Annotated in this window: 10 protein-coding genes; all 10 read right to left on the bottom strand. The window is 35.0% G+C overall.

The features are described from left to right. Nucleotides 1–34: 34 nt before the first annotated feature. On the bottom strand, nucleotides 35–778 hold the full coding sequence (uppS, locus tag QOL71_RS15775; protein WP_283417852.1) for an undecaprenyl pyrophosphate synthase: 744 nt from the start codon (nucleotides 776–778) through the stop codon (nucleotides 35–37). Between the two features lie 5 nt (nucleotides 779–783). Next, nucleotides 784–1,581 (bottom strand): type IX secretion system protein PorG, encoded by a 798-nt coding sequence (gene porG / locus QOL71_RS15770; protein ID WP_283417851.1) that lies wholly within the window; start codon nucleotides 1,579–1,581, stop codon nucleotides 784–786. Between the two features lie 177 nt (nucleotides 1,582–1,758). Further along, the gene (locus QOL71_RS15765; protein WP_283417850.1) at nucleotides 1,759–4,263 is read right to left on the bottom strand and encodes an exopolysaccharide transport family protein; all 2,505 of its coding nucleotides are present in this window, start codon (nucleotides 4,261–4,263) and stop codon (nucleotides 1,759–1,761) included. After that, a complete protein-coding gene (locus QOL71_RS15760) occupies nucleotides 4,263–5,135 on the bottom strand; it encodes a polysaccharide biosynthesis/export family protein (protein ID WP_283417849.1) in 873 nt (290 codons plus the stop codon). The genes QOL71_RS15765 and QOL71_RS15760 overlap by 1 nt, the downstream gene beginning before the upstream one ends. Before the next feature lie 29 nt (nucleotides 5,136–5,164). Further along, nucleotides 5,165–6,274 (bottom strand): glycosyltransferase family 4 protein, encoded by a 1,110-nt coding sequence (locus QOL71_RS15755; protein WP_283417848.1) that lies wholly within the window; start codon nucleotides 6,272–6,274, stop codon nucleotides 5,165–5,167. A gap of 19 nt (nucleotides 6,275–6,293) precedes the next feature. Further along, entirely contained in the window at nucleotides 6,294–7,304 is a 1,011-nt protein-coding gene (locus tag QOL71_RS15750) for a glycosyltransferase family 2 protein (RefSeq protein ID WP_283417847.1), read from the bottom strand. Between the two features lie 128 nt (nucleotides 7,305–7,432). Beyond that, nucleotides 7,433–8,503: a formimidoylglutamase gene (locus QOL71_RS15745; protein ID WP_283417846.1), complete on the bottom strand. Its 1,071-nt coding sequence runs from the start codon at nucleotides 8,501–8,503 to the stop codon at nucleotides 7,433–7,435. Between the two features lie 4 nt (nucleotides 8,504–8,507). Next, nucleotides 8,508–10,064, bottom strand: coding sequence for a hypothetical protein (locus QOL71_RS15740; protein WP_283417845.1), 1,557 nt, complete (start codon nucleotides 10,062–10,064; stop codon nucleotides 8,508–8,510). 6 nt (nucleotides 10,065–10,070) lie between these two features. After that, nucleotides 10,071–11,204: an EpsG family protein gene (locus tag QOL71_RS15735; RefSeq protein WP_283417844.1), complete on the bottom strand. Its 1,134-nt coding sequence runs from the start codon at nucleotides 11,202–11,204 to the stop codon at nucleotides 10,071–10,073. A 113-nt stretch (nucleotides 11,205–11,317) separates the two neighbouring features. Then, nucleotides 11,318–12,370, bottom strand: coding sequence for an acyltransferase family protein (locus tag QOL71_RS15730; protein ID WP_283417843.1), 1,053 nt, complete (start codon nucleotides 12,368–12,370; stop codon nucleotides 11,318–11,320). Between the last annotated feature and the right edge of the window lie 11 nt (nucleotides 12,371–12,381).

Genomic DNA, 12,381 nt, shown 5'->3' with positions numbered 1-12,381 from the left:
TCTTATTGAAGTTGTTCTCTTTTCTATATATTTTTTATGAAAGCTGCTCGCTTGTCATTCCGTATCTTCTCTCCTTATTTTGATAATCTATGATACATTGGAAAAACGTATCCTTCGTAAAGTCCGGCCAAAGCACATCCAGAAACTGAAGTTCTGCATAAGCAATTTGCCAAAGCAAAAAATTACTGATTCTCACTTCCCCGCTTGTTCTTATCATTAGATCAACCGGTGGGAAATTCTTTGTGTAAAGATGATCTTCGAATAATTTTTCATCGATATCATCAACATCTATTTTACCATCTTTCACATCCTGACTGATTTCTTTGATCGCCTTCAGAATTTCTTTCTGCGAGCCATAGTTCAGTGCAAGGATTAGGTTTCCTCTGTCATTATTCTTAGTAAGTTCAATAACATTGAGTAATTGATCTCTAACTAATTCCGGAAGTTGTGTAATATCTCCAACGACATGCATTCTTAATCCCTTTGTAAAAATCTCTTCTGCCTCTAACAATAATGTTTCGGATAAAAGATTCATTAGCGTATCAACCTCTTCTTTTGGACGATTCCAGTTTTCTGATGAAAAAGTGTAAAGTGTAAGATAAGGAATGTGGATCTCGTTACAAGCATTAATAACATTACGAACAGCAGTGATAGCATTCTTGTGTCCAAAGGTTCTTTCTTCACCTCTGGATTTTGCCCACCTGCCATTTCCGTCCATGATGACGGCAACATGTTTGGGTAATTTATCTTTATTAATAAGCTTTTTTAAATCCTGCATAATCATTATTTGCAATAACAAGGTGGTCTTCCAAAAGAATAAGACAAAATAATTGAAGCAGAATTAATCCAATCTTTCGAATTCGGATTGCCGATATTCCTTTGCTGCAGAAATCCCTGAACAATTGTATTGGTCATGTCTTGCCCATAAACTGTTTTTACAACCTTAACATCACTTTCCTTTAATTCGCTATAATCCACCTGATCCGAAAAAGTCGGCCGGAAGGTGAATTCGCCAGATAATGCCCAGTTATAATTGAACTTGTACTTAAGCCCTACCCCAAAAGGCAAACCCATTGTAAAAGTTTTATCCTGAATATATTTTGCCTGAACATTGGTAAGGGATGAGATTGTAAGTTCTGCCTTTACAGAGTTCATATATAAGCCAGAAACTCCGACAAATATATAGGGACTAATCATACTCACCTGCTCTTCATTCACCGGTAAGAAATTGTATTCGAAAAGCAGATCTGCGGACAGTACAGAATTAGTTCCCCACAATTTTCTCATTCTTCGGTAATTCTCGTTTGCATATCTATCGTCAAACTGAATATTGTTAAACCCTACATTAAGTCTTACCGTTTGATATGGATTAAAATTCATCCGATACATCACACCTCCATAAAAAGGCAATCCATAATCAGAAACATTCCCAATAGGTTTTTGCAAAATATAATTGGTTCTACCAATATCTCCAACAAGATTACTCATACCTAACTGTACTCCTATCTCATGTCTCTGAGCTTTTACAAAACTCAAAAAACAAAAAAATACGATAAAGGTATAAGTTAACTCTTTCTTCATTTTCAATACGATGAAACGTGTATTATTCAAAAATTTGGTGCAAATATAAAACATTTTTAGATTAGGGAACTTCTTAAAGTTTAGTTAAATAAAAACAAAAAAATATAATTTATTGTTATAAAAACGAACTTATTGGCAAAATAGTCTATAAAAAAATAAAAGCCTTGAGAAAGGCTTCTATTTTTTATTAAAAAACATTTTCAGCTTGTTCCTTATTTTAGTTATTGTTGGTTCTTTATAATTTTTGTCTTCATCAAAATAACCATAACCATAGCCGTAACCATAACCGTAGCCATAACCGTAGCCATAGCCGTAACCTTGCTTAACGACAAAATCATTATAAACTAATCCCAGGTTAGAAACTTCTTTGTTAAAATATTTCTCCGTGATCATTCTCAACATATGCTTTTCCGTGTATTCATGACGAATAACATATATTGTAGTGTCAGCTTTTTTGATCAATTCAAATGAGTCTGCGACCAAACCTACTGGAGGAGAATCTATAATTACGTATTCATAGATTTCTTTTAATCTTTCTATAAATTTCATATTATTATCGCTCATCAATAACTCCGAAGGATTGGGCGGTATTGGTCCGGAAGTGATAACATCTAAACCGGGAATACTTGTATGGTTAATGATTTCTTCCAGTTCTGCTTGTCCCGTAAGGTAATTGGAAATCCCATTTTTGTTATTAATTTTGAAATCTCCAAAAATTTTAGGCTTCCTGAGATCCATTCCCAATAAGACAGATTTTTTTCCACTAAGTCCCAGAACCGAAGCAATATTAATTGAAACATAGGTTTTCCCTTCTCCACTAATGGAAGATGTTACCAGAATCACCTTACTTTTTTGTTCTTCATCAAACAAAAAGCGGAGATTGGCTCTTACAGCCCGGAACGCCTCTGATATTGATGACTTTGGCTCTTCCAAAACTGTTAAGTTATTATCATAGCTGTTGTGACCAATTACTCCTAATAATGGAATTTTAGTTGCAGTAAGCAGTTCTTTAAGATTTCTGATCTTATTATCAAGTAATTCTCCTATCAGTAAGAACACGAGAGGAATGAGCAATAATCCACCCATAATCTGCATTTGCGTTGCATTGACATCAGGAGCAATCGGCCCTTGTCCGAGATTTTTTGCGTTGTCAATAATATTCAAATTACTTTGGTTTGTAGCTACACGCATCTGGGATTTTGCCTGTTCCGTAAGTAGGGTGTTATAAGTATTTTCAATAATGTTATAACCTCTTTGTGCATCAAGAAAAATCCTTTGTTTCTCGGGAAGCGTCACCAATTCTTTATCAATCTTCCCAATCTGTGCATCCAGATCTGAAAGCTTATTATTGTAACCCTGGAAATACTTTCTCAAACCATCTTGCGATGTATATTTTGCTTCATTAATCAATCTGTTGATCTCCCGCATCGGCTCAGAATTGGGAGTATAAATCTGCGCCATTTCTCTACGCTTTGCATAGAGCTGCTTGAGCTCCGAAACTGATGCCGTGAAACTTCCGTCTTCTATGCCTGCAACATTCAGGCTTATAATCTTTTCTATACTATTTGTACCGACAGAATTCCTTATATCATTAAGAGAGTTGATTTTAGTAAGCAATTCTGCTTTTTGAGTTTCAAGATCAGTCAATTTGCCAAGTGTTTTGGAGTCGATATTCTCCATATCGAAAAGACGATTGTTGATCTTGAGATTATTCAGTACTGCCCCACTGGAATCCAGTTTTTTTCTAATCAAAGAAAGATTTTCATTAAGATATTCTACGGTATTTTTATCTACCATATTCTGATCTAACAATCTTTTCTTTATCAGTTCCTGTACAGAATTATTAAGGAAGCTAACCGTGTTATTCAGGTTATAACCAGTCTTTGTAATAATCATGATAGAAGACAGTTCTTTGTCGAAATCTACATACAAGCTTCCTATTATGCTATTTACAGCCTGATTTACAGGAACAAGCGTTACAATGATATTATCAAGACCCAAATTGCTCGGATTCGGATTTGAGATCAACTTAAATTTGAGATTGGGTGATTCATACCATTCATTCAGATTCAAAATCCTGTTTTTCGGTCTGGCATAAGAAGATACAGACTCAACACTTTCCGTATTATAGTTATAAAGATTTCTGGATTGTCCCTCTTCGGGTAAAATAATTTCGTATTGATTTTTGCCTTTAGGAATAATACTTATCGGATAATTAACCTGCTGTAAATGAGACTTATCAATTTCCAAAAAAACCGGGCTATCTTCCTGATCAAGATAAGTTGTTTTTATCAGTCCTTTTGTTGTGTAATTGGTAATCAGATTTAGTTTTTTTACCAGAAACTCATTGTGGCTTCTTGATAATAATATCTTCTTAAGATAAACCCCATCCTGGTTACCACCCTGCCCCCAGATGAAATTAATAGACTGATTGGGTGTAAAGTAACTTGCTGTATTACTCGAAATACTTAATGACAAACTGGAAGAATAGATCCTTTGTGCATAATACTTACTGTAAACATAAGAAATACAGTAACCTATGAATCCCAGAATTACAAACCAATACCAATTACGAATAACTCTCTGCACAAAGTGAGCAGGGTCAAACAAATTGAAAGAACCCATTTTCTCAGCTGCCTGCGCTGAACCTTGTGTATTATTTCCGCTTTTATCAGGAATCATTATAATCTGGTAATAATTAAGTAAATAGACATTACTGTTGTAATCAATGAGACGCCCGTTGTCAGAGTTTGAAGCGGTTCTTTTCCAAAACCATTGATACTCTTACCATTCGTGTTAAGATAAATTATATCACCATTCTGAAGCCAGTAATATGGAGAGTTCATCGCATCTTCCCTTGTCAGATCCAATCTTGCCGTTTTTATGCCTTCCGGATACTTTCTGTGGATCATAATATTTTTACGGTCAACCGTTCTGTTAAGACCTCCATTCATTGCCAGAGCCTGCATTATATTAAGTTGGGTAACATAAGCGGTTTTTTCTCCCGTTATTCCTACGGTTTCCATATCGCCCAGAATGTAATAGCGGATGCCATCCAGATTCAGTCTGACTTCGGATTTCCCTTGCAAAAAATTCTCGTTGACCTTTTCTTGTAGTTCTTTGGTCATATCTTCCAATGTTCTGCCTTCTGCTTTGATATATCCGATCCCAAAAATATTAACGTCACCATTGGAATCAACCTTTAATCCATTGAAATAAAATGTAGCATTGCCGCCGGAACCGCTACCATTTCCACCAGACTGTGCATTAGAGCCTCCTGTGATTTGCTGACTCCCATTAGCCCCATTGGAAGCATTAAGAGATGAATAGAATTGTGCCGCATCTCCTTTTGGTGTTGTCACCACATTAAGGCTCAAGATATCACCTTTAGTCACTCTGTATTCCGGAACATTATAAGGAACCAAACCTTCTTCATTAATTGTAAGGCTCTCGCTAGGCTGCAAGTACCGAATATCCTTCTTGGAAATACAGGAAGTGCTGATCCCGACTAAGGTTAGCAATAAAAATATATTAAATAAATAACGTTTTATCATCAATAGTTTTTTACAAAAGTATAACAATTTTAATCTTTTTTGAATCGTAATAAAAATATCGGAAGATATGCTCCTAAAAACCCAAGTGCCATAATCAACACTAATAGCCAGTTAACATTCAGATGTCTGAAAAAATAAGCTACAATAATGATTAACAAATAATAGCTTATTATATAAACCGTTGATCTCCTATGGGTTAATCCCAGGTTTAATAACTTATGGTGAATGTGATTCTTGTCCGGAGATAACACCGATTTTTTATGATAGATTCTTGTAATAATCACAGTAAGTGTATCGATGATCGGTAAGATCAGAATTGCAACTGCAATAACAGGAGCAGATTGCAAGTGATAGAAAACCTCATCTCTCTTTGCAATAAAAATCTCTATGAAGGAAATACCGGTAAATGACAATAAGAATCCCAAAATCATAGACCCCGTGTCACCCATAAAAATTTTGGTACTTCTTTTATTTGACAAATTATAGAATAAAAATCCTAAAGATGCCGCTATTAAAATACCACAAAGAATGACCAGCGGATCATTATGACTTCCCAATCTGAAAAAGCTTACACCAAACAAAGCACTTGTTATAATGGTATAACTTCCTGCAAGTCCGTCAATCCCGTCAATCAGATTAAAAGCATTAATCAAAATAATAAATGTTAGTAGACTGAATGCGACACTTACATAATAATTGATCTCATAGATTCCAAAAACACCAAATAAGCTTCTTATACGGACATCAGAACCAATAACCATTAACGCGGAAACTAAAATTTGAGCCAGTAACTTTTTATAAGCTCTCAGAACCATAATATCATCCATAACTCCTACAAAAAACAGAATTATAAAAGAAGCAAATAAAAATTTGTACCGGTCAAATAGTTCGTAAGCGAAAATCGGTGCGCAAACACCTAATGAAAAAAAGATGGCAATTCCGCCCAAATTTGGTATTTTCCTGAGATGAGAGCTTCTTGCGCCCGGTTCATCCATCAGGTTTTTTCTCCTGGAGATTTTTATTATTGTAGGAATTGCGAAGTAAGTAATCAAAAACGAAAACACAAAGCCAAGCAAAAGCTTAAAATAGAAAAAAGATATTCCGGTGCTTTCCAAAAAAGTTTCGAAATTATTAGTCATTAGTGTTTTTTGCTTTGTATTATTGATTAATCAATATCCTGACAAGTCTCCTCAACTTAAAAAGACTAAGGATATAATAAATTTTTTTCTTCAATGGCAAAGATAATAGATAATTCTTACCAAACCGCTTATATTGCAATATATCTTTAATTTTTAAATTATTGACTGTTATAAACCGATCCAATCCTTCTGACATTCTGTAAAAATCAGAGTCCGTTCTCACAAAGGCCAGATAGGCCAGGAAAGTATAAACGCCCTCCAATATCTGAAAATTCTTCAAAGCTTTCGAGTGATAGGAAAAACGGCTTTGGTTAAAACTTTCGCTCACAGTTTCTACAGCTTTCAGTATATCCAAACCTTTTGTTGTGTGGCTTTTACTGATAGAATCCTGTCTTTCCAGATATTGATAATGATAGCTTGGAGTGAATGCCAAAACACGACACCGAAGCAGCAATTGCGGAATCAATTCGATATCTTCAAAATGAATCCCTTTTTTGAACCTTTTATTTTGAAATAATTCCTTTTTAAATAATTTGTTACAAGCGAAATAAGAGATGTCCGAAAAAACAGAAAGGTTATTCTCCAGAACGATTTTCTCCGGAAACCCTGGAAGTTGGGTTAATTTCTGAGTCACATTACCATTTTCATCAACCTTTTGAAGATTACAAATCGTCATTTCTGCCTGATGCTTGACTGCCAGTTCATACATCTCTTCGAACATCGATTCCGACACGTAATCATCACTATCAACAAAACCCAGAAATTCTCCTCTTGCTCTGTCGATTCCGAAATTGCGCGCATCGCTGAGTCCGCCGTTTTCTTTTATGAAACCAAAAATCCTATCCGGATATTCTTGCTGGAATTTTTCGATGATTTGTTGAGAATTATCGCTGCTTCCATCATTCACCACCAAAATTTCGATGTCTTGCAAAGTCTGATTGACCAATGACAACAAGCATTTTTCCAGATATAATTCGACATTATAAACCGGAACAATGATTGAAACTTTGATGTTTAATTTTTCAGACATTACAAAACATATCGCTCCTCTGGAGCTTTACCTGTTGGTTTTTATCTACAAACATTTCGCTCCTACGGAGCTTTCTTCTTGCGCCTTTCTTCTTTTGAACAGTAGTTTTACAACAACATTACTAAATATTAATTTCTGGTAAATCTCGGTCCTAAAAATCCTTTTTTAGCCTCATCAAAATCCGAACGCGAACAAGGGATACAATTATCAATATCCTCATCATCTCCAAAATACCAAAGATTACTGAAAACTTCTCTCTTGAAAGCATATTGCTCGTCATTAATCAAAACATAAAAAGTCTCGTAAGATTTCTCCTTCGGATGAGATCGCTGAATATTGATTCCCTCGATCAGATACCAGATCATTTGTGCCAAAAGCTGATGGTTCAGTTGAGAATCAGAATAGATATTATAATTGAAAATCCCTACAGATTTCAATCTTTCACTCAAGCCGATTTCTTTCATATAGGCACAAATCTCCCTTCTGTTAAGTCCATTCACTTGCGGATTCATAGAAAAAGCCTCACCAAAACTTTCAATCGCATCACAGTTAATTGTAACCAAGTCTGCTTTACGAAAGTATGGTTCTGTTTTCTCAGTAGAATTCATCATCTCTGCCAATCTGATAATATCAAACTGAACTTCTTTGATGAGCTTTACAGAATCCATTTCGTTCAGATGTTTCTGATAGCCCAGATGATGGTAATTTTTGATAGAGAAATTTTTGGAGCCTAAGATTTTACTTAAAAAATTAGACTCATGGATTTCTTCATCCTGTTTCAGCGACACCACATTGCTGATTTGGGTGTAGCTGATATCTTGCTGATGAAAATTGAGCGCTGAAAAAAGCGAAAATGCGAAGTCATTACTTCCGCCAACAATCACCGGGATCGCACCTTTGTAATGACAAGCTGACAAAACTTCCTGCAAGATGTAATGCGAATCCTGCGGCGTCCTTCCGGAAACCAAATCTCCTAAATCCACAACCGGAATCTCAAAATCGAGCTGAGACAGTTTATAAAATTCTTTTCGTATACCTGTAAAATCCTGACTTTCCGCCTCGCCGTCAGCGCCACGGTAATCTGAAACAAATAGCAGAACAATACTGTCTTCTTTGATGTCGTTGGTGATTCCGTCTCCGATTTGCCATTTCTCCGTTCGGATTTTTCTGGGCGCAATAATAAAGTCTTCGAATTCCATAGTTCTAATCTACAATTTTTATGATAACGTCTTTTGGTGTTTCCTTAGAAAATTGAATTAACTGATTTCTAAGTCTCTGGGTATTCTCTTTCTGCACAGAGTAAAAAGAAACTGTTGCTCCTCCTGACATATAATTATTCTGAATCGTCAAAGTTCCGACTTTTGAAAAATAATCCGGCATTTTTACCCATTCATCAAAAACCAAAGCCACATCAAAATTCTGATTTTTTGCCGTATCGTAAACATATTGTTGCAAAGCCTTGTTATCGGTAAATTTTCCGTGATCACTTTTTCTGAGTTTCGCCACTTCTATACTTCCTAAACCGTAAGTGTCCAAAAGATGAATATTATTGAAATAAGTAATCGCCCCGATATCATTGCCAATAACTTTCGAGTTTCCGTAATACTGATGAAGAAAATCCGCCAGCTGAATCTGCTGGTCAAAGATGTTTTTGGATGCGGTCGGCTGCTTTTCCAGCATTGTTCCAAACCGTATATAGAATGTAACCAGTAAAAGAAAAATAGTTCCGAATTTTAGAATTTTATTTGTCGCATTTTTATTGAAAACCTCATTAATAAAAGGCGTTATTGCAAATAAGACAATCACCACAAGATAAGCTTCATACCGGATCAGCCAGCCGAAATTAGCAAATAAAAGATGAACGACAAACCCGCAAAACACCACAAACGGAATAGCATTTTTTGAAATCTTATCCGTTAATGTTGTTTGATGTTTTGATTTGACAAAAACCTGAATCAATAAAATTAGAACTAACACCAGAACTGAAATTCCACGGTAGGCATTTCCTGCAACTCTGGTTAGGAAACCCACAATACCGTCATTGGTATTCCCTTTTAGAATCAAAGAATTTGGTAAGAAAAATGAGCCGTTGTCAATGGAAATATAACCATAAACCAGAACCGGCAAAAGCGCCAGAATTCCTAAAGCCACACTTATAACATAATCTTTTTTGATGAAAAAAAGGTAAATGCAGATAAAGAAAACAAAAAACAAACTCTCATACCGGAAACCGACAGCAATAATTGAGAGCAATGCCAGATTGGAGAAATGTCTCGGCGTTTTATCTTCAAGATATTTTTGAAATCCGAGTAAAACCAAAACCATCACCAACGTGTGAAAAACGTGCTCCATTCCCGTCATTATCATCAGATGCAATGGCATTAGCAGAACGACTGATGACAAAACAACAATATAAGTTGATTGTGAAAATTGTTTCAGATACCTATGAAAAACAAGGATCAAAGCAATTCCGGCAATACTATTGGCAACCAGTGGAATGTATTGCCAATTTCCAAATATCTTAATCAGAACAGCTAACAGAAAAGTGAACAGTGGTGATGACGTGGTAGAGGAAAATTCATATTGCGTGATACCCCACGTTCCAAATTCAGCAAAGTTTTTTGCCATAGATAAGTGGATATATGCATCGTCTAACGGATAAATATATTTTCCTGCAAAATCTATTACAACTTGGGTATTATAAAATATCAATAATCCAAGAACCAGAAATATTACTAAAAGTATTATATTTTTTTTCATCTAATTTTATTGAGTAAACCAAAGGAAGTTTTGATATTTATCCGGTGTGAAGCGCCCTGCGTTCCCCTGATATTTCACAAATACAAAATAGTAAAATATCATAAAAACAACGAAGAACAAATGGAAAAACCATCTTGTATTTTTTTTATCCATAGATGCAATAATATTGGTAATAACCAATGGTGCAAATCCTAAGTAAGAACCTACAAGTCTGGTAGAGAAAACGGGATTACTTCTCATAATAAAATAAAGACAAATTCCCATAATCAGCAGATTCCGCATATACTCATAATAATAGATCTTCTCACAGGCGACCTTGTCATAAGTAATCAGCAGGAAGCTAAAAACCAAAATCTGTCCGTCGAGAAAACTGGAGCCGGAAGCTTCATAATTGATGTAACCATTGTATCCGTTCGAAACGTCCTGAACATTAAGTGTATCCAGAAAACCTGAAAACAAATTATATATCTGAAATGGTGATAATATCACGCAAATCATTATCGAATAGAAGATCCTACTGGGATTCATCGGGATTGTTGCGAGCCAGTAAGCAGGCAAAAAGATAATCGTGGATTTGTGAAACCCATAAGCAATATAAATACACAGAAGATACCACCAGACTTTTCTCTCTTTGATAAATTTGAAAGATATAACACACATTGTCATCCCCAATGCCTGTCTCATATGCCCGCTGTCTGCAATGAAATATCCCGGAATCAGGAAAAGAAGAATTGCAAAAACAGGATATTTGGAATCTTTGTAAAAAACGGCAAGTTTTCCGGTAATTGTTATAATAGCGCTGATCAATGTAAATTCTTTAAACGGAACGCCTGTAGAATAGACCCATTTATTCAGCATGGCATACATCCATTCTACATCGATTCTTGATTTTCTAAACAACATTTTATCAATCAACTGACTATAATCAACAGTAGGAAAATACTGGCTGTACATCGAATCATAAACAGGATAATCCGCACCAACATATCTCCTGTAGCCAATAATTACGATCATATATACGGCAATGGTCCAAAAAATAAATTTGGGAGTTCGCAAGCCATCTTCTCTATTGACTTCCACAAAACTGTAGAGAATCAAGAAGACAAAAAGAACCGTAAAAACCGGATGTAAAAATGCCATTAATTACCTTTGCTAAGTATATCTGTTATAATTAGAATTCAAATATAATTCTTATTTTAAGATTTCGCAGTCTAATAAAACAAGTATTAATTCGATTTAATTCCTCCTAACGTTCAATTATTTTTTATCATTTTTTTCAAAATATATAACCTCACTGGTTCTTCAAAATATTTAAAGGCTAATGACGCCATTAGTAAATTGAGTAAAGCTAAAATCAGCAACTCTATAGAACCGGAAATATATTCCGAGATATTTAATTGGGCTATATAATTCTGAACAGGTTTGAACAAATAAAATGCTGTCAACTGGAACATATAAAAAGCAAACGAAATATTCCCCAGATAAACTATTCTTTTTGAGTTGAATAACTTATCAAAATACGTCGGAAATGACAGTGAATAAATCATCCCCGCAAACAGCAACATACACAGAGCATCCACTTTGTAGTCTGTGATTGTAAGAGTCAGTAAAATCAAAATACTGGCTGCAAAAATCAAGCTCGCTGCTTTTTTAGAAACAGTAAAATCAAACCTTAATAATCCTATTAAAATTCCCAGAAAAAACTCGGGAATAATTCTTTCCAAGCCTTTATAAGTATATTCATTAAGGTCAAAATTCTCGATATTAAACCATCTTACAATAAAGAAAAGAACAACTGCACCAAGAATAATTCTTCCCCAGAATTTATTCAGTTTAATAATGAATGTTGCAGAAATAAATAAAAACAGGTAAGCAAACCATTCATCGGACAAACTCCAGGAATGGGTATTCCAGCTCAAAGCATCATTGATGTTCCAGGCGTGGATCATCAAAAGGTTTGAAACGATATGATCCGGCCTGATGATCAGATCTTTCTGATGAAAAATATATTTGCCGACCAATAAAAGAATACCAACGATCACAAATGTTAATATCTGTAGCGGATAGATTTTCGCAAATCTCTTAACCAGAAAATTATAATATTTCCTGGAGGTTACTTTTTCCAAAATAAAGCTTTTATGATAAGCATAGGTCAAAATAAAACCACTCAACACAAAGAAAATATCCACACCCAGATAACCTTTCTTCACAAAGAAATTATCCATTCCTCCCGTATAAACACAAAAATGATATAGGAAAACCCAAAATGCGGTATAGAATCTTAGTCCTGTTAAATTATTCAGCATCTTCTTTCTGT

The organism is Epilithonimonas pallida, from assembly GCF_900182975.1.
Taxonomy (GTDB): Bacteria; Bacteroidota; Bacteroidia; order Flavobacteriales; family Weeksellaceae; genus Epilithonimonas; species Epilithonimonas pallida.
Note: the sequence above shows the minus strand (reverse complement) of the source record. Positions and strands in the feature narration are given on the sequence as shown.